This is a genomic window from Rhodococcus rhodochrous, from assembly GCF_014854695.1.
Lineage (GTDB): Bacteria > Actinomycetota > Actinomycetes > Mycobacteriales > Mycobacteriaceae > Rhodococcus.
The window spans coordinates 4,018,324-4,037,451 of sequence record NZ_CP027557.1 but is presented as its reverse complement, the minus strand read 5'-3'; the positions used below and the strand labels follow the sequence as shown (position 1 = coordinate 4,037,451).

Sequence of the window (19,128 nt, the reverse complement as noted above, 5' to 3'; positions counted from 1 at the left end):
CCTTCACGCGACCGTCCACGGCCGCGCGTCCTCTCACCCGACCCGGAAGGCATCCTCGTGAGCATCATCGAGACCGAAGAACAGAAGGAACTGCGCGCTGCGGTAGCGGCTCTGGCCGAGCGCTACAACTACGTCGACTACGTACTTCCCAAGTCGCGCGCGCACCAGCCGCTCACCGAATTGTGGGCGGAGGCGGCCAAGCTCGGCTTCCTCGGCGTGAACCTTCCGGAGCAATACGGAGGCGGCGGCGCCGGCATCTACGAACTCGCGCTGGTGCAGGAGGAACTCTCCGCGAAGGGCGCCGGGCTGCTGCTCGTCGTGGTCTCGCCGGCCATCTGCGGCACGATCATCTCCAAGTACGGCACCGACGCCCAGAAGCAGGAATGGCTGCCCGGGCTCGCCGACGGCTCCCGCATCATGGCCTTCGGCATCACCGAGGCCGATGCCGGATCCAACTCGCACAACATCACCACGATCGCGCGCCGTGACGGTGACGACTGGATCCTCTCCGGCAGCAAGGTGTACATCTCCGGTGTCGACCAGGCCGACGCCGTGCTCGTCGTCTCCCGCACCGAGGACGCGAAGACCGGCAAGCTCCGTCCGGCCCTGTTCATCGTGCCGACCGACGCTCCGGGCTTCACGAAGACGCCCATGGAGATGGACATCCTCGAGCCGGACTACCAGTTCTCCCTGTTCTTCGACGACGTCCGGCTTCCCGCCGACGCACTCGTCGGTGAGCCGGAGGCCGCGCTCATGCAGCTGTTCGCCGGACTGAACCCCGAGCGGATCATGGGCGCGGCGATGGCGGTGGGTATGGGCCGGTACGCCCTCGACGCCGCGGTGCGCTACGCCAACGAGCGGACCGTCTGGAAACAGCCCATCGGTGCGCACCAGGGCATCGCGCACCCGCTGGCGCAGCGCAAGATCGAGCTCGAACTCGCCAAGCTCATGATGCAGAAGGCCGCCGTCCTCTACGACAGCGGCGACGACTTCGGGGCCGCCGAGGCCGCGAACATGGCCAAGTACGCCGCGGGTGAGGCCGCGATCGCCTCGCTGGACCAGGCGATCCAGACCCACGGCGGTGCCGGTCTCACCCGGGAGTACGGCCTCGCGGCGATGCTCGGCGCCGCGCGCATCGCACGCGTGGCGCCGGTCAGCCGGGAGATGATCCTCAACTTCGTGGCCCAACACTCGCTGGGCCTGCCGAAGTCGTACTAGGCCGACGCTTCGGTGTTCGATGCTTCCGAGTCGGACACTTCCGGGTTCGATACCTCGGACCCGGAGGTTCCGACGTTCGGCGGGAAGGAATCCGGCGGGAAGAGGCCCTTGGCTTCCTCCGCCGGAAGCAGGGTGCCCAGTAGGTAAGCGAGGGACCACCGCAACGAGCTCACGTCCTGCAGCGGCACGGTCTGCTGGTAGCCCACGAGCGTGTACAGGGCCAGTCGCGCGAACCGCTCGGCCTGTTCCCTCGAACCGAGGTACCGGGCCACCGCTTCGGCCACCACCGCGTACCGCAGGTCGTCGACCTTGCTCTGCACCTCGTAGACGCCGGAGTCGCTGTGCGACCAACCGCGGATCGCGGACTCGGCGGAGTGGGGGAGGCTGCACGCGAATTCGACGAGCAACCGGAGCCGCCGGGTCATCGAACCCTCGAGGCGCGCCGCGGCGGCGAGCTGGAGCGTCTGGCTCTCGAGCCAGTGCTGGAGGAATTCGGTCTTGAACTGCGCCCAGCTCTCGAAATAGTTGTAGAACGAGCCGGTCGTCACCTCGAGGTGACTGCACAACCGTGCCTGCTTGAGTCCGGCATGGTCGTTGGTGGCCAGGATGGCCAGCGCGGCGTCGAAGTAGTCCTCGCGCCTGACGATGGTCGCCACGTGGTGCTCCCCCTTTCACCCCGACCTGTTATACGAGTGTACGGATGATGAGCTTTGCGTACGGTCTCGGGGTCGCACGAATACCCGCACGGCGGAAGATCAGTCGTGACGGAACGGTCGTGACCAGGGGGTCGTGACAGGACAGCCAGGAACAGGAGTCCCGATGGCGCGAGAACCGAAGCAGGACCGCAGCCGCGCCACGCGGCGGCGACTGCTCGAGGCGACGATCGACTGCCTCGTCGAATCCGGTTGGGCTGCAACCACAGTGAGTGTGGTCGCCGAGCGGGCAGGAGTGTCGCGCGGGGCCACCCAGCATCACTTCCCGACCCGGGAGGATCTCATCACCGCATCGCTCGAGTTCATGTTCGACAGTCGCATCGAACGGGTCCGCACCGAGCCGTTCGACGTGCCCGAGGGCGTCGGCCGCACGGAGGCGGTGGTCGAGCGCATCGTCGACCAGTGCACCGGCAACATGTTCAAGGCCGCCCTGCAGGTGTGGACGGCCGCGGCGGCCGATCCGGCTCTGCGCGAGATGCTCCTGCCGCTCGAGGAGAAGTTCGGGCGTGTCTCGCACGCCGTGGCCGTCGAGCAGCTCGGTGCCGACGACACCGACCCGGTCGTGCACCGGACGGTGCAGGCGACCCTGGATCTCGCGCGCGGCCTCGGCCTGGCCGACGTGCTGACGGACGACTCGGCCCGCCGGCGGGAGATCGTCCGGCACTGGGCCGCGCAGCTCGACGAGGTGCTCCGGGAGTCCTCGGGTCGTCGCACACAGGCGGGCCCGGCTCGGTAGTCTTCCCGCCATGCCTCTCCCGCGCATCGGAAGGACGGCGGCTGCCGTGGCGACGGCCGGTCTCATGGGTCTCGGTGCGGCGGCGTGCGGGAACTCCGACGACGCCGGACAGGTCGAGACCTCGCCGACCGCGTCCGTCACCGACCCCGGCCCGCTGTTCGACGAGTGCGGCGCGATGTCCGACGACGAGGTGGCGGCGGCCTTCGGTCTCGGCAGTTTCACGACGGTGACGCGCAACTCGGTGGGCTGCGAGTGGGAGATCTACGTCGGCGGCCCCAGTGTGAGCTTCTCGTGGTACCGGGGAAGTCCCATCGGTCGCGAACGCGCCGGCTCCGATCTCATCGGCAGGCCCGCCGCCGACGTCGAGATCGGGGGACGGTCCGGCTTCATGGGGTCCTATCAGAACGACCTGGGGCAGACGACGCTGTGCGAGATCGGCGTGGAGTTCGGCGGCGACTTCGTCCACTGGTCGGTCTCGTACTCGAACCTCACGCCCGTCGCCGACGCCTGCGTCGTCGCTCGCGGCCTGGCCACCACGAGTGTGGAAAGGGTGCAGAAGTGAACGCCCGCCGCTGGTGCGCCGCATTCGCGACCGTCCTCACGACGGGTGCTCTGCTCACCGGATGTACCCGCACCATCGAGGGGCGGGCCGTCCCGGAGGGGATCGGCGGCGGCACGGGCGCCGAGTTCACCCGGCTGCTCACCGAGTGCGATGCCGTCGCCGACGAGAAGATCGCCGAGGCCGTGGGCGCGGACTACGTCTATCGCGGATTCTTCGGTGCGATCTGCCGCTGGGACGGTGAGGGACCCACGGGAGTAGTGAAGGTCACCTTCAACTGGTTCGAGACCGGTTCCCTCGACCACGAACGCGCCGCCGCCGAGGGACTCGGTTACGAGATCGAGAACACGACCATCGAGGGCCGGCGGGCACTGCAGATGCGCCGACCCGGCGATCCGCTGTCGTGCGGGGTCAGTTCCGGGGCGTCGACGACCGGCATCTTCGGCTGGTGGGTGCAGTACACCTCCGGGGGAGCGGACCCGTGTGAAGCTGCTGCTACGTTGGCCCGGCTCACACTGAACCTCAGCAGTTGACGGTGTGTGCGGATCCTCGGGAGGGTGCGCGCTCCTCACTTTGACCTCATGCGCGCACGCCGGGTATCGTTGTGGGTCGTGTCCGGCATGCCCGGGCCGGTCTGTGTGCCTATGCGAGGTAGTGCCGTGCGCGCGGTCTGTGGATATCTGCAGGAGCGAGCCCCCGGCTGCCTGTGTGGGGGTACGCGACACACCCGACCTCGTGTGCACACGAGGGGCGAGTGCGGGGCAGCAGCTTTCTTGCCCCAACCGATGGATCCCTAATTTCAGAACAGCCGAGGTTGCTCGAAGTGAGCAGCTTCAGACAACGAAGAAAGCCGGTTAATGCCAACCATCAATCAGCTGGTCCGCAAGGGCCGCCGCGACAAGGCCGCCAAGGTCAAGAGCGCGGCGCTCAAGGGCAGCCCCCAGCGTCGCGGTGTGTGCACTCGCGTGTACACCACCACCCCGAAGAAGCCGAACTCGGCTCTCCGTAAGGTCGCCCGTGTGCGCCTGACCTCCCAGGTCGAGGTCACCGCCTACATCCCCGGTGAGGGCCACAACCTCCAGGAGCACTCGATGGTGCTCGTGCGTGGCGGTCGTGTGAAGGACCTCCCGGGTGTGCGCTACAAGATCATCCGCGGCTCGCTCGACACCCAGGGTGTCAAGAACCGCAAGCAGGCCCGCAGCCGCTACGGAGCGAAGAAGGAGAAGGGCTGATGCCACGTAAGGGTCCCGCTCCCAAGCGTCCGCTGATCGCCGATCCGGTCTACGGTTCGCCGCTGGTCACCCAGCTGGTCAACAAGATCCTGCTGGACGGCAAGAAGTCCACCGCCGAGCGCATCGTGTACCAGGCGCTCGAGCAGGCTCGCGAGAAGACCGGTACCGATCCGGTCGTCACCCTCAAGCGCGCGCTCGACAACGTCAAGCCCGCCCTCGAGGTCCGCAGCCGTCGCGTCGGTGGTGCCACCTACCAGGTGCCGGTCGAGGTTCGCCCCGGTCGTTCCACCACGCTCGCGCTGCGCTGGCTGGTGACGTTCTCGCGTCAGCGTCGCGAGAAGACCATGGTCGAGCGGCTCGCCAACGAGCTCCTCGACGCGAGCAACGGCCTCGGCGCCTCCGTGAAGCGCCGCGAGGACACGCACAAGATGGCTGAAGCCAACAAGGCGTTCGCGCACTACCGCTGGTGAGTCGTCGCCGACCGGGAGATGCCGTCATCACGGACCTCCCGGTCGGCTGCTCGCACAACTGTGTCGGTCCCGTAAAGGCCGGCTGACAACACAAGAACATGTGGTCCGCACCCAAGGACCGACACGAGCTACGAGCGGGGTTACCTGTGGCACAGGAAGTGCTGACCGACCTGAACAAGGTCCGCAACATCGGCATCATGGCGCACATCGATGCCGGCAAGACCACCACCACCGAGCGCATCCTCTTCTACACCGGTGTCAACTACAAGATCGGTGAGACGCACGACGGTGCCTCGACCACCGACTGGATGGAGCAGGAGAAGGAGCGTGGTATCACCATCACCTCCGCTGCTGTGACCTGCTTCTGGAACAAGAACCAGATCAACATCATCGACACCCCCGGCCACGTCGACTTCACGGTCGAGGTCGAGCGGTCGCTGCGCGTCCTCGACGGCGCAGTCGCCGTGTTCGACGGCAAGGAGGGCGTCGAGCCCCAGTCCGAGCAGGTCTGGCGCCAGGCTGCCAAGTACGACGTTCCGCGCATCTGCTTCGTCAACAAGATGGACAAGATGGGCGCGGACTTCTACTTCACCGTGCAGACGATCATCGATCGCCTGGGCGCGAAGCCGCTGGTCCTCCAGCTCCCCATCGGTGCCGAGGATGCCTTCGACGGCGTCGTCGACCTCGTCGAGATGAAGGCGCTCACCTGGCGTGGCACCACCGACATCGGCACCGAGGCCACGGTCGAGGAGATCCCGGCCGACCTCGCCGACAAGGCTGCCGAGTACCGCGAGAAGCTGCTCGAGACGGTCGCCGAGTCCGACGAAGAGCTCATGGAGAAGTACTTCGGCGGCGAGGAACTCACCGTCGCCGAGATCAAGGCGGCCATCCGCAAGATGACCGTCAACTCCGAGCTCTACCCGGTGCTGTGCGGCTCCGCCTTCAAGAACAAGGGCATCCAGCCCATGCTCGACGCGGTCATCGACTACCTGCCGAACCCGCTCGACATCGGCGACGTCATCGGCCATCAGGTCGGGAACGAAGAAGAGGAGCTGCGTCGTAAGCCCTCGAAGGAGGAGCCCTTCTCTGCTCTCGCCTTCAAGATCGCTGCGCACCCCTTCTTCGGCAAGCTGACCTTCGTCCGCGTGTACTCCGGCCGGATCGACTCGGGCACCCAGGTGCTCAACTCGACCAAGGGCAAGAAGGAGCGCGTCGGCAAGCTGTTCCAGATGCACGCCAACAAGGAGAACCCGGTCGACGAGGCGGTCGCGGGCCACATCTACGCGATGATCGGCCTGAAGGACACCACGACCGGCGACACCCTGTGCGCGCAGGACGCCCCGATCGTCCTCGAGTCGATGACCTTCCCGGACCCGGTCATCCAGGTCTCCATCGAGCCGAAGTCGAAGGCCGACCAGGAGAAGCTGTCGACGGCCATCCAGAAGCTCGCCGAAGAGGACCCGACCTTCTCGGTCGAGCTCGACGACGAGACCGGCCAGACCGTCATCGGCGGTATGGGCGAGCTCCACCTCGACATCCTCGTCGACCGCATGAAGCGCGAGTTCAAGGTCGAGGCCAACGTCGGCAAGCCGCAGGTCGCGTACCGCGAGACGATCACCAAGCCGGTCGAGAAGCTCGAGTTCACGCACAAGAAGCAGACCGGTGGCTCGGGCCAGTTCGCAAAGGTCATCATCGGCCTCTCGCCGTTCGTCGGCGAGGACGGCGCGACCTACGAGTTCGAGAACAAGGTCACCGGCGGTCGCATCCCCCGCGAGTACATCCCGTCGGTCGACGCGGGTGCTCAGGACGCCATGCAGTACGGCGTGCTCGCCGGCTACCCGCTGGTGAACCTGAAGGTCACCCTCATCGACGGTGCGTACCACGACGTCGACTCGTCCGAAATGGCGTTCAAGATCGCCGGCTCGCAGGCACTGAAGGAAGCGGCCCGCAAGGCCGCCCCGGTGATCCTCGAGCCCCTCATGGCGGTCGAGGTCACCACGCCCGAGGACTACATGGGTGAAGTGATCGGCGACCTGAACTCCCGCCGTGGCCAGATCCAGGCCATGGAGGAACGCAGTGGTGCCCGTGTCGTGAAGGCGCTGGTTCCGCTCTCGGAGATGTTCGGTTACATCGGCGATCTGCGGTCGAAGACCCAGGGTCGTGCGAACTTCTCCATGGTGTTCGATTCCTACGCAGAGGTTCCCTCGAACGTCGCGAAGGAAATCATCGCCAAGGCGACCGGCGAGTAGCCTCCGGGTTATCCCTCGGTCACCTGCACGACCAAGTAATACAAACCGCACTGCTGCATACAGCAAGCAACAACAGTCCAGGAGGACATCCAGTGGCGAAGGCGAAGTTCGAGCGGACCAAGCCGCACGTGAACATCGGCACCATCGGTCACGTCGACCACGGCAAGACCACCACCACGGCTGCGATCACCAAGGTGCTTGCCGACAAGTTCCCCGACCTGAACGAGAGCTTCGCTTTCGATCAGATCGACAAGGCACCTGAGGAGAAGGCTCGTGGTATCACGATCAACATCTCCCACGTCGAGTACCAGACCGACAAGCGCCACTACGCGCACGTCGACGCCCCGGGTCACGCGGACTACATCAAGAACATGATCACCGGTGCCGCCCAGATGGACGGCGCGATCCTGGTCGTGGCCGCCACCGACGGCCCGATGCCCCAGACGCGTGAGCACGTGCTGCTCGCCCGCCAGGTCGGCGTTCCCTACATCCTCGTCGCCCTGAACAAGGCCGACATGGTCGACGACGAGGAAATCCTCGAGCTCGTCGAGATGGAGGTGCGCGAGCTCCTCGCTTCGCAGGAGTTCGACGAGAACGCTCCGGTCGTCCCGATCTCCGCTCTCAAGGCTCTCGAGGGTGACGAGAAGTGGGTCCAGTCGATCGTCGACCTCATGCAGGCCGTCGACGACTCCATCCCGGACCCGGTCCGTGAGACCGACAAGCCGTTCCTCATGCCCGTCGAGGACGTCTTCACCATCACGGGTCGTGGCACCGTCGTCACCGGCCGTATCGAGCGTGGCGTGATCAACGTCAACGAAGAGGTCGAGATCGTCGGCATCCGCCCCGAGTCGACCAAGACCACGGTCACCGGCATCGAGATGTTCCGCAAGCTGCTCGACCAGGGCCAGGCCGGCGACAACGTCGGTCTCCTCGTCCGCGGCATCAAGCGCGAGGACGTCGAGCGCGGCCAGGTCGTCGTCAAGCCGGGCACCACGACTCCCCACACGGAGTTCGAGGGCCAGGCCTACATCCTCAACAAGGAGGAGGGCGGCCGCCACACGCCGTTCTTCAACAACTACCGTCCGCAGTTCTACTTCCGTACCACGGACGTGACGGGCGTTGTTACCCTCCCCGAGGGCACCGAGATGGTCATGCCCGGTGACAACACCGAGATGTCCGTCAAGCTGATCCAGCCGGTCGCCATGGACGAGGGCCTCCGCTTCGCGATCCGCGAGGGTGGCCGCACCGTCGGCGCCGGTCGCGTCACGAAGATCATCAAGTGAGCTAGTCCTCACTGACGCTCGAACGGCGTCCACCCTCCGGGGTGGGCGCCGTTCGGCGTTTCTGCTCCGGCGTGGACGCCGTTCGGCGTTTCGGGGTCACAGGCGATCAGCCGACGATCTCCTTCAGCCGGTTCGCCACGGGGGTCACCGGTTCTTCCCCGTCTGCCGTCGGGATGTCGCTGTTCACCGCGGCGACGACCACGGCCCGGCGTTCGGGCAGGTATCCCACGTAGGTGTTGAAACCGGGGAGCTCGCCCGTGTGGCCGAGCCAGCCGTTCTCGATACCGAGCCCGAGGCCGTAGGCGCGGGTGTCGGTCGCACCGGGGACGTCGAACAGGAACGAATCGAGGCGGAGCTGCTGCATCTCGGGGGAAAGGACGCCCTCGCCCGTCCCGAGGGCCGTGCCCCACAGTTCGAGATCGTCGACGGTGGAGATCACCGCGCCGGCAGACCATCCCCACGACGGGTTCCATCCGGTCGCATCGGCCGTCTGCCCGTCCGGCTGTCCCTGTTCGGTGATCCCGTACAGGTGCGGTGACGCGATGGCCGCGTCGGTGGGCATGACGGTGTCGGCCATGCCCAGGGGCTCGAAGACATTCGCCCGGAAGTACTCGTGCAGGCTCTGCCCGGAAACCTGCTCGACGACCAGCCCGAGCGCGATCGTGTTGGTGTTGGAGTACTCGAACTGCTCCCCGGGAGCGAAGTTCGGTGCGTCACCGCGTACGTAGTCGAGGAGTTCGTCCGGGGTCCACGGTGCCTCCGGATCGTCGAAGAGTTGCTGCTGGAACTCCTCGTCGAAGGTGTAGCTGGGGATACCGCTCACCATCGAGGCCAGCTGCCCCAGGGTGGCGACGTCGCCGTTCGGCAGGCCCGGCACGTAGCGACCGATCGGATCCTCCAGCGACAGGCGGTCGTCCTCCGCCAGTTGCAGCAGAGCGGTGATCGTCATCGTCTTCGTGATGCTGCCGATGCGGGTGTGGTCGTCGGGGCCGGGCTCCTCCGATCGACCCGCACCGATCGTGCCGGACGAACCGGTCCACTCGTAGTCCGGGGTGACCACGCGCGCAACGACTCCAGGGAACCCGACGTCCTCGCGGACGCGGTCGAGCACGTCCTGGAATTCGTCGGCGGGCGCCGCGCCGGTGGCGGCCGAATCGGAGGTTGTCGATTCGGACGTTGTGGCGGGCGGTGATTCGCCCGAGGTGTCGTTGCCGCAGGCGGCCACGACGGTGAGGATCACGGCGGACAACACGATCGGTAGTCGACGCACGGCACTCTCCCCGGTCGGGACGACGGTGTGAAGACGGCAGTCATCAGTATGTGCCGCTCTGCAGGACGTCGGGTCTGTTTTCGACCCGAAGTGAATCCAGCGTCGTGTATCAGGCGCTCTCGATCGCGGCGAGGAGCATCCGCGCCGTCACCGCGATCATCCGCGTCCGATCGGATCTCCGGGGCCGCAGGAGAGCGATCCGCGAGCACAGGCTCGCTGTCGCTCCCATCACGATGAACACGAGATCGTCGAGTGCTGCGTCGTCGAGATCCGGTCGCAGCCGCGCCGGAATGATGCGTCCCAGCGGCCGCAGCGGACCTTCGACCTCGGCCCACGCGAGCCCGAACTCGATCTCCTCCGAGGTGTACGACACCCGGAGTACCGCGGCGTGTTTCTCGAACGCGGCGGTGAGACTTTCCACGACCGTCACCATGGCCTCCTCCGGCTCCTGGTCCATCGCCCGCCCGATGGCGGTGGACAGTGAGGTGGTGATCGCGTGGACGGCGGTCATGCGGAGTTCGTCGAGCACGGCGTCGACGTCGGGGAAGTACCGGTAGACCGTCCCGATGCTCACATGGGCGTGCTCGGCGAGTGCTGTGGTGCTGATCCGCGCGGTGGGGCTGCGCTCGAGCAACTCGTACGCAGAGGTGAGGAGCAACTTACGAGTGTCGTGACTCCGCTGTTGCACAGGACGTTTCCGAGGGGTTCTGCCTGTGGTTCTGTTGCTGCGCGGGGAGCTCATGAAAAGTGAATAGTAAGTGAGGATTCCTCGTGTTTCCATGGATGCATGGAGCGACGTATCCCACGTGATCTCGTCAACGCCGACCTTGCTGTGCGCCGATACGCAGATCTCGGCGAGCGCTGGCTCGACGGCATGTGGCAGGCCGACCCGCCGGCCGACGCCGTGGTGAACGACGACTTCGGTCCGACCTCCGCGACCGACGCCGTGCGCGTCGCACTCGCCGACGGTGTCGACGCGGTCCCCGACGCACCCGAATCCCTGCGAGAGCTGTTCGCCTTCCTCGACGACGAACCCGCCTGGGTCGACCACGACCGCATCGACAACGCCGCCGACGCGCTCGTGCGGCACACCCCGATCCTCGGCATGGTGCTCGGTGCCGCGTCGCTGCTGCGCGGTGCCGGAAACTTCATCGCCGGAAAGCCTCTCGCGCTCACAGGCCGCTATGTGAGTCAGCCGGCCGTGCGGTCGGTCGAGGTCGGGGAGTGGCTGCGGCACGTCCTCACTCGCGGCGGAATGCGCCGCGACGGAGGCGGATTCGCGTTCACGGTGCGGGTGCGCCTGATCCACGCCCACGTGCGCAAGGGCATCCTCGCGAGCGGAGTGTGGGACGAGGACGCCTGGGGAGTGCCGATCCCGCAGTCGTACATGGCGCTGACGATGGCCGAGTTCGGGCACATCGCGGTCGAGGCGATGCAGATCCTCGGGGTGCGCTTCACCGATCGCGAACTCGACGACATCTACCACCTGTGGCGATATGTCGGGCACGTGATCGGGATGGGCGAGGAACTGGGCCTGCGCACCGAACGCGACCACATCGCGGTCGAGGACCTCTACCGGCTCACCTCGCCCGGCCCCAGCGACGAGGACCGGGAGTTCGTCACCGCGTTGACCGAGCAATATCTCGTCCCGGAGCTGGCGAACCTGCTGCCGGGCACCGCGCCGATCCGGACGACGGTCGCCCGCACGGTGATGCACTCGCTGCAGCGGGTGTTCATCGGTGACGCCGACGCCGACGCCCTGCACATCCCCGACAGCCCGCTCAAGCACGTCCTCGGGCGCGTCGGGCCGCTGCTCGCGCTCGTCAACCGCGTCCAGGAACTCCGCTATCCGGACCTCGAACGCACCACACAGCGGGCGTACAAGGTGCGCGATGTGGCGATGGACCGGATGCGCGTGGACTACCGCGTCGAGCACGACCTCGTGGACGCGGCCCGAAGCTGAGCCGCCCCGGGCCGGATGGGCTCCGGACCCCCGGGGGGGCTCAGTGGACGTCCACGGCCGGGTCGAGATGCACGAGGACCTGCGTCGCCACGTGCGCCCCACCGAGAGCCCGCGCGACCCGCTGGGCGGCGTCCTCCGCCGCTTCCGTCAGTTCGGTGACGTCGATGGTCGGGTCGGCGTGCACCACCACCGAGAGCGTCGGCAGGTGGCGTTCGACGACCGCACGCCCGCGCACGGCCCGCACACCGGGCAGGGCGGCGAGTTCCGCTGCGACACCGTCGGCGACGGGACCGAGTTCGACACCGAGGGTGGCGTCGGTGACCTGGTCGTAGAGCTGCACGGTCGACGTGCGCCGGCGCGACAGGTTGACGGCGAGCAACGCGATGCCGAGCACGAGTCCGCCCGCGAAGACCGACCACAGGGCAGGTGTCCACCACGACTGGTCCGGGACGTCGGTCACGCGGGGACGGTCGAGACGCGAGAGTTGCTCTCGGGCCAGGGGAACCTGCCACACCCACGCGAGGGCGAACGCGCCGGCACCGGCGAGGGCGAGGCCCGCCAGGAAGGTGACGAGCCGATTCGCCAGCACGGTACGGAGTTTCACCGAGCCACCTCCACCACGAGTTCGACGGGGTCGGCGAGCGCCGCGAGGTTCGGGGCGACCGCGCCGCGCACGGAAGCGGTGATCTCGTCGATCGGTGTCTCGTCCTCGATCGAGATGCGCACCAGGGCACGGCGACGGTCGACGACCGTGCGGGCCGTGCGCACGCCGGTGAGCGCGGACGCGTGGGCGCTGCACATGCGTGCGACGTCCGTGCGCCGCATCCACACCGTGGGCACCGGCCCCGCGACCTGCAGCGGCACATGCGTCCGGCGGCGGGGTTTGAGGGCGACGACGATCAGGACGATCCCGAGGACGAGGCAGACGCCCGCGACGGGTGCGAGCCAGGTGTGCCAGTGCAGGCGGCCGAACCACTCGAAGGAGTTGCGCAGCCACGGGGCACCGCCGTACGTCCCGTTGACGATGAGCAGTTCCCGGGCGGCGACGAACGACAGGGCGAGCGCCGCGATCGCCACGATCGCGGCGGCGGGTGCGGCCGCAGGCGGCGCCAGCGGCGGCAGAGGAGCGACGGTGGGGATGTCGGGATGCGGAGTGGTCCGCGCCGCGACGATGTCGGATTCCAGGTACTCGACGGGTGGCTGCGCCTCGTCGGTCTCGCCCTCCTCGACGAGCGCGGTCGCGACGATGAGCACGTTGAGTTCGCTGATGCGCATGCCCGTCAGGTCGTGCAGTTGACGTTCGACCGCGTCGTGGACCCGGCGGGTGAGCATCGCCGCGTCGTACGGCCATTCGGCGGCGATGTAGAGATTCACCGCGACGGCCTTCGCGCCGGTGGTGACGTCGGCCCGGGGCAGGTCGCGGCCGGTGAGACGCAGGATGCCACCTCCGCTGTGCCGCACCACACCGGGAACGCCGAGCGCGGCGGCCGCGGCGATGCGTTCGATCGCACGGTCCTTGACGACGAGGCTGCCGCGTTCGCCCGGGGGAACGACCCCGGTCCCGGTGTCGTCGGATGTCCCGACGTCGGACGCGGTGGGGTCAGCCACGGCCCCGACTCCTCAGCAGGGCGCCGAGGTCGAGGTGGCCGTCGCGATGGGCGCCGATCGCGGCACCGAGCGCGCCGAGCAGCACGGCGAACAGCAGACCGCTGAACCCGCCGATGATGCCGGCGAGGGCCAGGAGCAGCCCCGCGAGGAGTCCGACGACGGTGTTGCTGACGGGTGTGTGGTTCACGATGGGGCTCCTTCTCGTTCACCGGCGTGGACGTCTTCGATCGTCACCTGGACGGGCACGTCCACCAGCGGGGACACCCGGACGCGGACGGCGTCGGCGACGGCCGGGAGATCGGCGGGGATCCGCACGACGATGTGCACGGCGCACAGCTGATCGGTCAGCCGCACACCTTCGACCCGTCGGCCGGGCAGATACGTGGCGACCTCCCCGAATGCGCCGCGGTGCAGACCCACGACGCCGGGAACGGACAGCGCGGCGTCCGCGACCAGGTCGGCCGCGTTCGCCTGCGCTGCGGATCCGGGGTTCACTGCACGCGGGGTTTGGCGTCGTCGGTGAGGGCCGCGGCCTCTTCGTGGAGCATGACATCGAAGACCGTGATGTTGACCTCGGTGACCTCGAGTCCCGTCATGCGCTCGACCGCGGCGATGACGTTGTGCCGGATGGCGACGGCGAGTTCGTGCAGCGCAACGCCGTATTCGGCGACGATGCCGATGTCGATCGCGGCCTGACGCTCACCGACCTCGACGGCGACACCCTGTCCGTGGTTGATGCGCGCACCGGGGATGCGGTCGCGCAGTGCGCCCACGACGCGGGCGGTGCCGGCGCCCACCTCGATGACGCCGCTGATCTCGCGGGTCGCGAGCCCCGCGATCTTGGCCACCACCGCGTCCGCGATGATCGTGCGGCCCTGCGGGTCGGCGGGTCCGGTGGAGGTTCCGGCGCCGAACTGTATGCGGCTGATACCTGCGCCGCTGTCGCTGGTCATGAGGGCTCCCAGGTAGGTGTACCGGTCGTGGTCCGTGCTCGATCCTGTGCTGGATCCCATTGTCCTCACGGTGCCTCGAACTCTAACGGCCGACGTAGGTCTGTCGCCCGCCGTCGCCGTTTGGTAAGAACGTGGGACGCAGGGTGGGATGCATCACTACCGCGCGGCACGCGCATGCGTGTCACAGACGAAGCGAAGGATGGGCCGAGGGTGTCGAACGAGCGGGAGACCGAGAGTACGCCGGAGCGCGTCGTCGTCGTGGGCGCCGGCCTGGCGGCGGTACGTACCGCCGAGGAGCTGCGCCGCGCCGGATACGAGGGCGAACTCGTGCTCGTCGGCGACGAGACGCACCTGCCCTACGACCGCCCGCCCCTGTCGAAGGAGGTCCTGCGAGGCGATCGCGACGACACGACCCTCCGGCCGAGCGAGTTCTTCGGTGAGAACCGCATCGAACTGATGCTCGGTGCCGCGGCCCGCTCTGTCGACACCGCGTCGCGCACCCTCACGCTCAGCGACGGCACCGAACTCGGCTACGACGAACTCGTCGTCGCCACGGGTCTGCGGCCCCGCCGCATCCCCGGTCTGCCGGATCTTGCCGGAGTCCACGTCCTGCGGTCGCTCGAGGACAGCCGCGCGCTGCGCGAGGCGATCGTTCCGGGTGCCCGCGCCCTCGTCGTCGGCGCCGGTTTCATCGGGTGCGAGGTCGCGGCGAGCCTGCGGGCGCGCGAGGTCGAGGTCGTGCTGGTCGAACCGCAGCCCACTCCGCTCGCGTCGGTGCTCGGTGCCGAGGTCGGTGCTCTTGTCACCCGCCTGCACACCGCCGAGGGTGTCGACGTGCGTGCCGGCGTCGGATTGTCGGAGATCCGCGGCGACGAACGTGTCACCTCCGCCGTCCTCGGCGACGGCAGCGAGATCGACGTCGACCTCGTGGTGCTGGGCATCGGTTCGACCCCGGCCACCGAGTGGCTCGAGGGATCGGGTGTCGAGGTCGAGAACGGTGTCGTGTGCGACGGCACGGGCCGCACCTCCACCCCGCACGTGTGGGCGGTCGGCGACGTCGCGTCCTGGCAGGTACCGGCCGGTGGGCGCAGGCGCATCGAGCATTGGACGAACGCCGGCGAGCAGGCATCCGTCCTCGCGAAGACCATCATGGGTGTCGAGGCCGGGGCGGCCGCGCAGGTGCCCTACTTCTGGAGCGACCAGTACGACATCAAGATCCAGGGCCTCGGTGCGGTCACCGCCGACGACACGGTGCACGTCGTACGCGACGACGGCCGCAAGTTCCTCGCGTACTACGAGCGCGACGGCAGGCTCGTCGGCGCTGTGGGCGGCGGCCTGCCCGCGCTGGTCATGAAGTCGCGCGCGAAGATCGCCGCGGGCGCCCCGATCGACGAGCTGCTCACCGCGGCGGTCTAGGGGAGTGGTGCTGCGCGCCGCACCGACCGCCGTCGGGCCGGCCGCGCGCGACCCGCTAGATTCGTAGGGTGATCGTTGCGCTCATCGACTCGGGTCTCGGGCTCTTGCCGACGTCCGCGTGGCTGCGACGGTTGCGTCCCGAGCTCGACCTCATGTTGTCGACGGATCCCGACGGCGCCCCGTGGGGCCCGAAGTCTCCGGACTGGGTGATCGACCGGGTCGTCACCACCGCCCGTCGCGCCGTCGATCGCGGCGCCGAGGTGGTCGTGCTCCCGTGCAACACCGCATCGGTGACCGCCCTCGAACACGTCCGGGCCGATCTCGGTCCGTCGGTGCCCGTGGTGGGCACGGTCCCCGCCGTCAAGCCCGCGGCCGCCGCGTGCGATTCGGTGGCGATCTGGGCCACCGCGGCGACCACCGCGAGCAGGTACCAGGCGAATCTGATCGAACAGTTCGCGAACGGGTCCGAGGTCGTCGGCGTGGCGTGTCACGGACTTGCCGACGCGATCGATGCGGGTGATCGGGTGGCCGTCGCCGCAGCGGTCGCCTCCGCGGCCGAGCGCACCCCTCGGGACGTCCAGGGTGTGGTTCTCGGCTGCACCCACTACCCGCTGGTCGCCGACACCATCACCGAACACCTGCCGGCCGGAGTGCGCCTGTTCGACAGCGCCGAGGCCGTCGCACGGCAGACGCTGCGCCGGATCGATGCGCTCGGGCGACCCGCCTCGGGGTCGGGCCGTGTCGAGGTCTTCCGCAGCGGTGTGCCCGGAGAGTTGCCGTCGGCCGCGACGGTCTTCGCGGCCGGTCGCGCCCTGCTCGCGGCGCCCGGCGACATGCGGGACGAGGACGTCGAGGACGCGACCTCCCTCTGAGTGTCCGAGCGCCCTGTGGGCGGCCGGAGGAATACTTCGCCGAGCGAAGTATGTTGGTGAAGGGGTGTTCACCGATTCGCGCGGGGGCGCATCGTTCGTGTCCGCGTGGGACACGCCGTTCGTTTCCCGCGTGGAACACGCCGATCACCTTATGGAGGTTCGATGACTGCTCCCGTACAGCCCCGCGGCCGCATCCGCTCGTTCGGTTTCGCCGTGGTCGGCCTGGGAGCGTTCACCCTCACCGCGTCGTCGTCGGCACCGTCACCGCTGTACCCCGTCTACCAGCAGATGTGGGGATTCTCCGCGGCGATGCTCACGGTGGTGTTCGCGGTCTACGTGCTCGCACTGCTCGCGGCGCTCGTGACGGTGGGGTCGCTGTCCGACCACGTCGGGCGCAGACCCGTGATCGTGACGGCCCTGCTGTTGCTCGCGGCGAGCATGATGGTCTTCATCGCCTCCCCGGGGGTGGGGTGGCTGATCGTCGCGCGGATCCTGCAGGGTCTCGCGGTGGGCGCGGCGACGAGCGCGCTGGCGGCGGCCGTGATCGAGATGCAGCCGAACAGGCACATCGGTCCGCTGATCAACACCGCGGCGCCGTCGCTCGGCCTCGCGCTCGGTGCGGCGGGAGCCGGCGTACTCGTACAGTTCGCGCCGTTCCCGACGGTCCTGAGTTATGCGGTCGTCGGCGTTCTCGCCGTCGTGCTGGCGATCGCGCTGATCTTCGTACCGGAGACGTCGCCGTCGGTGGGTTTCCCGTCGCGACGCGACGCCCTGCGCAGCCTGGTGCCGAGCGCGTCGGTGCCGCGTGAGGTCCGGGGCCGCTATCTGCTCATCCTGCCCAGTCTGATGTCGGCGTGGGCGCTCGGCGGGCTGTACATGTCGCTGGGGCCGTCGATCGTCGACTCGGTGTTCGGCATCGACAACCGGCTCGCCGCGGGTCTGGCGATCGGCACGCTGTTCACGGCGGGAACGGTCGCGGCGACCACCACGGCCCGCCGCGACCCCCATCGCATCGTGATCCTCGGGGCCGTGTTGCTCGCGACGGGACTGGCCGCGGTGATCACCGCGCTCCTCACGGGATGGGTCGCGGTGTACTACGCGGGTACCGCGGTCGCCGGCTTCGGCTGGGGTTCGACCTTCGTCGCGGCCATGGGCGTGGTCGGCTCCCTCGGCCGACCCCACGAGCGCGGCCGGATCTTCGCGACGACCTTCGTCGTCTGCTACTTCGCGTTCTCGGTGCCCGCGATGGCCGCCGGGGTGGCGGCCGGATCGTTCGGCCTGATGTCCACCGCCGTCGGCTACGGCGTGATCGTCGCCGTGCTGGCGCTCGTGGCCGGGGTCGGCGTGCTCGTGCGCAAGCCGAAACCCGACTCCGCCGGGATGCGGGAAGTGCCCGTCCCCGCACGTTCGTAGGGGCCGGGCACTTCCGCAGAGAGAGTGAGCAGCGGGGCGTGAGTCCGCCGGATCAGAACTCGATCTTGAGGTGGTCGGTCACCGGCCGCGCCTGGCAACCGAGGATGTAGCCCGCCTCGATGTCCTCGGGGTCGAGCACGTCGCAGTTCTCCATCTCGACCTTGCCCTCGAGCACGGTGCACGCGCACGATCCGCATTCGCCCTCCTGGCACGAATACGGCACGTCGATGCCCTTCGCGAGCATGATGTCGACGAGGGTCTGCTTGCGCGGCCACGACAGCTTGTGGACCTCGCCGTCGAGCTCGACCTCGACGGTCGCGGCGTCGGCGGCGTCCTCGTCACTGACCTCGACCGGCGCCTGGTCGGCGAACGGGTCGCCCGACAGCGAGTTGAAGACCTCGGCGTGCACGCGGGCGCGGGGCATGCCCACGATGTTCAGTGCCTGGTGGACCGTGTCCATGAACGGTCCGGGACCGCACATGAACGCCTCGTACGACTCGTAGGGCGTTGCGATCGCAGCGAGCTGGTCGGCGGTGGGCAGACCCTGGACGGACTCGAGCCAGTGCACGACGGTCAGGCGCGTCGGGTACTTCTCCGCGAGAGCCCGCAGCTCCTCGGCGAAGATGACGGACTTCTCGTCGCGGTTGGCGTAGACCAGCACCACCTTGCCGCCGCCCTGGGTGAGCGCGGACTTGAGGATCGAGATCACCGGGGTGATGCCGCTGCCGGCGCCGAACAGCAGGAAGTCGTGGTCGAGCGACTTCGGGGTGAAGACACCCGCGGGCGGCAGCACCTCGATGGTCTGTCCGGCCGCGATGTTGTCGCACAGCCAGTTGGATCCGTAACCGTCGGCGGTGCGCTTGACGGTGACCTTGGGGGCGTCGTCGGTGAACGGGGAGCTCGCGAGCGAGTAGCAGCGGGCCACGGAGCCCGTCCGGTCGCTCGGGATGCGCAGGGTGAGGAACTGGCCCGGCCGGTAGGCGAATTTGTCGCGCAGCTCGTCCGGGACGGCGAACACGATCGACCGCGTGTCGGCGGTCTCCTCGACGACGGCGGACACGGTGAGGATCACCGAGCGTGAGCCGTGGGGCACCTCGACAGTCGTCATGGGTGGGTCTCGTCCTCTCCTGCAAAGATGGCCGCGCACGACCGAATCTAGAACGTGTTCTAATT

21 protein-coding genes are annotated in these 19,128 nt (G+C 68.2%); 12 read left to right on the top strand and 9 right to left on the bottom strand.

What is annotated here, in order from left to right; all coding sequences use genetic code 11:
- The first annotated feature begins 57 nt into the window (after window positions 1-57).
- Entirely contained in the window at window positions 58-1,218 is a 1,161-nt protein-coding gene (locus tag C6Y44_RS18515) for an acyl-CoA dehydrogenase family protein (protein ID WP_192378507.1), read from the top strand.
- Here the strand turns inward: C6Y44_RS18515 and C6Y44_RS18510 are convergent.
- Entirely contained in the window at window positions 1,215-1,874 is a 660-nt protein-coding gene (locus C6Y44_RS18510) for a TetR/AcrR family transcriptional regulator (protein WP_159417774.1), read from the bottom strand. The two genes, C6Y44_RS18515 and C6Y44_RS18510, sit on opposite strands and share 4 nt — an antisense overlap.
- Window positions 1,875-2,037: 163 nt before the next feature.
- On the opposite strand from C6Y44_RS18510, the gene C6Y44_RS18505 reads away from it, so the two are divergent.
- The 7 genes from C6Y44_RS18505 (at window position 2,038) to tuf (ending at window position 8,460) form a co-directional block, all read left to right on the top strand.
- Window positions 2,038-2,667: a TetR/AcrR family transcriptional regulator gene (locus tag C6Y44_RS18505; protein ID WP_120280005.1), complete on the top strand. Its 630-nt coding sequence runs from the start codon at window positions 2,038-2,040 to the stop codon at window positions 2,665-2,667.
- 10 nt (window positions 2,668-2,677) lie between these two features.
- Window positions 2,678-3,229, top strand: a complete 552-nt coding sequence (locus C6Y44_RS18500) for a DUF3558 domain-containing protein (RefSeq protein WP_404817767.1) — start codon at window positions 2,678-2,680, stop codon at window positions 3,227-3,229.
- Window positions 3,226-3,759 (top strand): DUF3558 domain-containing protein, encoded by a 534-nt coding sequence (locus tag C6Y44_RS18495; protein ID WP_064060460.1) that lies wholly within the window; start codon window positions 3,226-3,228, stop codon window positions 3,757-3,759. The genes C6Y44_RS18500 and C6Y44_RS18495 overlap by 4 nt, the downstream gene beginning before the upstream one ends.
- A 324-nt stretch (window positions 3,760-4,083) precedes the next feature.
- Complete coding sequence (rpsL, locus tag C6Y44_RS18490) at window positions 4,084-4,458, top strand: 30S ribosomal protein S12 (protein WP_006552258.1); 375 nt, start codon at window positions 4,084-4,086, stop codon at window positions 4,456-4,458.
- Window positions 4,458-4,928, top strand: a complete 471-nt coding sequence (gene rpsG, locus C6Y44_RS18485) for a 30S ribosomal protein S7 (protein WP_006552257.1) — start codon at window positions 4,458-4,460, stop codon at window positions 4,926-4,928. The genes rpsL and rpsG overlap by 1 nt, the downstream gene beginning before the upstream one ends.
- Window positions 4,929-5,074: 146 nt before the next feature.
- Window positions 5,075-7,177: an elongation factor G gene (fusA, locus tag C6Y44_RS18480; protein WP_024101663.1), complete on the top strand. Its 2,103-nt coding sequence runs from the start codon at window positions 5,075-5,077 to the stop codon at window positions 7,175-7,177.
- A 92-nt stretch (window positions 7,178-7,269) separates the two neighbouring features.
- Window positions 7,270-8,460, top strand: coding sequence for an elongation factor Tu (gene tuf, locus C6Y44_RS18475; protein WP_016690893.1), 1,191 nt, complete (start codon window positions 7,270-7,272; stop codon window positions 8,458-8,460).
- Between the two features lie 106 nt (window positions 8,461-8,566).
- Here tuf and C6Y44_RS18470 read toward each other — a convergent pair whose 3' ends face one another.
- Both C6Y44_RS18470 and C6Y44_RS18465 read right to left on the bottom strand, forming a co-directional pair.
- Window positions 8,567-9,730: a serine hydrolase domain-containing protein gene (locus C6Y44_RS18470; RefSeq protein WP_159417775.1), complete on the bottom strand. Its 1,164-nt coding sequence runs from the start codon at window positions 9,728-9,730 to the stop codon at window positions 8,567-8,569.
- Window positions 9,731-9,839: 109 nt separating this feature from the next.
- Window positions 9,840-10,418, bottom strand: coding sequence for a TetR/AcrR family transcriptional regulator (locus C6Y44_RS18465; RefSeq protein WP_033096098.1), 579 nt, complete (start codon window positions 10,416-10,418; stop codon window positions 9,840-9,842).
- 99 nt (window positions 10,419-10,517) lie between these two features.
- Here C6Y44_RS18465 and C6Y44_RS18460 point away from each other — a divergent pair, with 99 nt between their 5' ends.
- Window positions 10,518-11,693 carry an oxygenase MpaB family protein gene (locus C6Y44_RS18460; protein WP_120280002.1) on the top strand — a complete coding sequence of 392 codons (1,176 nt, stop codon included), beginning with the start codon at window positions 10,518-10,520 and terminating at the stop codon, window positions 11,691-11,693.
- 40 nt (window positions 11,694-11,733) lie between these two features.
- Here C6Y44_RS18460 and C6Y44_RS18455 read toward each other — a convergent pair whose 3' ends face one another.
- From C6Y44_RS18455 to C6Y44_RS18435, 5 genes are read right to left on the bottom strand one after another with little or no spacing between them, the layout of a single operon-like run.
- Window positions 11,734-12,297, bottom strand: coding sequence for a hypothetical protein (locus C6Y44_RS18455; RefSeq protein WP_060650735.1), 564 nt, complete (start codon window positions 12,295-12,297; stop codon window positions 11,734-11,736).
- Window positions 12,294-13,301, bottom strand: a complete 1,008-nt coding sequence (locus C6Y44_RS18450) for a DUF6286 domain-containing Asp23/Gls24 family envelope stress response protein (RefSeq protein WP_120280001.1) — start codon at window positions 13,299-13,301, stop codon at window positions 12,294-12,296. Before C6Y44_RS18450 ends, C6Y44_RS18455 begins: the two co-directional genes overlap by 4 nt.
- Entirely contained in the window at window positions 13,294-13,488 is a 195-nt protein-coding gene (locus C6Y44_RS18445) for a hypothetical protein (RefSeq protein WP_006552248.1), read from the bottom strand. Before C6Y44_RS18445 ends, C6Y44_RS18450 begins: the two co-directional genes overlap by 8 nt.
- Window positions 13,485-13,796 (bottom strand): hypothetical protein, encoded by a 312-nt coding sequence (locus C6Y44_RS18440; protein WP_006552247.1) that lies wholly within the window; start codon window positions 13,794-13,796, stop codon window positions 13,485-13,487. Before C6Y44_RS18440 ends, C6Y44_RS18445 begins: the two co-directional genes overlap by 4 nt.
- Window positions 13,793-14,254 carry an Asp23/Gls24 family envelope stress response protein gene (locus tag C6Y44_RS18435; RefSeq protein WP_120283568.1) on the bottom strand — a complete coding sequence of 154 codons (462 nt, stop codon included), beginning with the start codon at window positions 14,252-14,254 and terminating at the stop codon, window positions 13,793-13,795. Before C6Y44_RS18435 ends, C6Y44_RS18440 begins: the two co-directional genes overlap by 4 nt.
- Window positions 14,255-14,464: 210 nt before the next feature.
- Here C6Y44_RS18435 and C6Y44_RS18430 point away from each other — a divergent pair, with 210 nt between their 5' ends.
- The 3 genes from C6Y44_RS18430 to C6Y44_RS18420 all read left to right on the top strand — a co-directional run bounded on the left by C6Y44_RS18430 (window position 14,465) and on the right by C6Y44_RS18420 (window position 17,955).
- Window positions 14,465-15,670, top strand: coding sequence for an NAD(P)/FAD-dependent oxidoreductase (locus C6Y44_RS18430; protein WP_159417776.1), 1,206 nt, complete (start codon window positions 14,465-14,467; stop codon window positions 15,668-15,670).
- A 68-nt stretch (window positions 15,671-15,738) separates the two neighbouring features.
- On the top strand, window positions 15,739-16,542 hold the full coding sequence (locus C6Y44_RS18425) for a glutamate racemase (RefSeq protein WP_159417777.1): 804 nt from the start codon (window positions 15,739-15,741) through the stop codon (window positions 16,540-16,542).
- Window positions 16,543-16,704: 162 nt separating this feature from the next.
- Complete coding sequence (locus tag C6Y44_RS18420) at window positions 16,705-17,955, top strand: MFS transporter (protein ID WP_159417778.1); 1,251 nt, start codon at window positions 16,705-16,707, stop codon at window positions 17,953-17,955.
- 52 nt (window positions 17,956-18,007) lie between these two features.
- On the opposite strand, the gene C6Y44_RS18415 is transcribed toward C6Y44_RS18420, so the two are convergent.
- Complete coding sequence (locus tag C6Y44_RS18415) at window positions 18,008-19,063, bottom strand: ferredoxin--NADP reductase (RefSeq protein ID WP_120279996.1); 1,056 nt, start codon at window positions 19,061-19,063, stop codon at window positions 18,008-18,010.
- Window positions 19,064-19,128 lie beyond the last annotated feature (65 nt).

Coding starts and splice junctions, on each gene's coding strand:
- C6Y44_RS18505 (WP_120280005.1), top strand. CDS start 2,038: ATGGCGCGAGAACCGAAGCAGGACCGCAGCCGCGCCACGCGGCGGCGA.
- C6Y44_RS18500 (WP_404817767.1), top strand. CDS start 2,678: ATGCCTCTCCCGCGCATCGGAAGGACGGCGGCTGCCGTGGCGACGGCC.
- rpsL (WP_006552258.1), top strand. CDS start 4,084: ATGCCAACCATCAATCAGCTGGTCCGCAAGGGCCGCCGCGACAAGGCC.
- rpsG (WP_006552257.1), top strand. CDS start 4,458: ATGCCACGTAAGGGTCCCGCTCCCAAGCGTCCGCTGATCGCCGATCCG.
- C6Y44_RS18460 (WP_120280002.1), top strand. CDS start 10,518: ATGGAGCGACGTATCCCACGTGATCTCGTCAACGCCGACCTTGCTGTG.
- C6Y44_RS18435 (WP_120283568.1), bottom strand. CDS start 14,254: ATGACCAGCGACAGCGGCGCAGGTATCAGCCGCATACAGTTCGGCGCC.
- C6Y44_RS18420 (WP_159417778.1), top strand. CDS start 16,705: ATGACTGCTCCCGTACAGCCCCGCGGCCGCATCCGCTCGTTCGGTTTC.
- C6Y44_RS18415 (WP_120279996.1), bottom strand. CDS start 19,063: ATGACGACTGTCGAGGTGCCCCACGGCTCACGCTCGGTGATCCTCACC.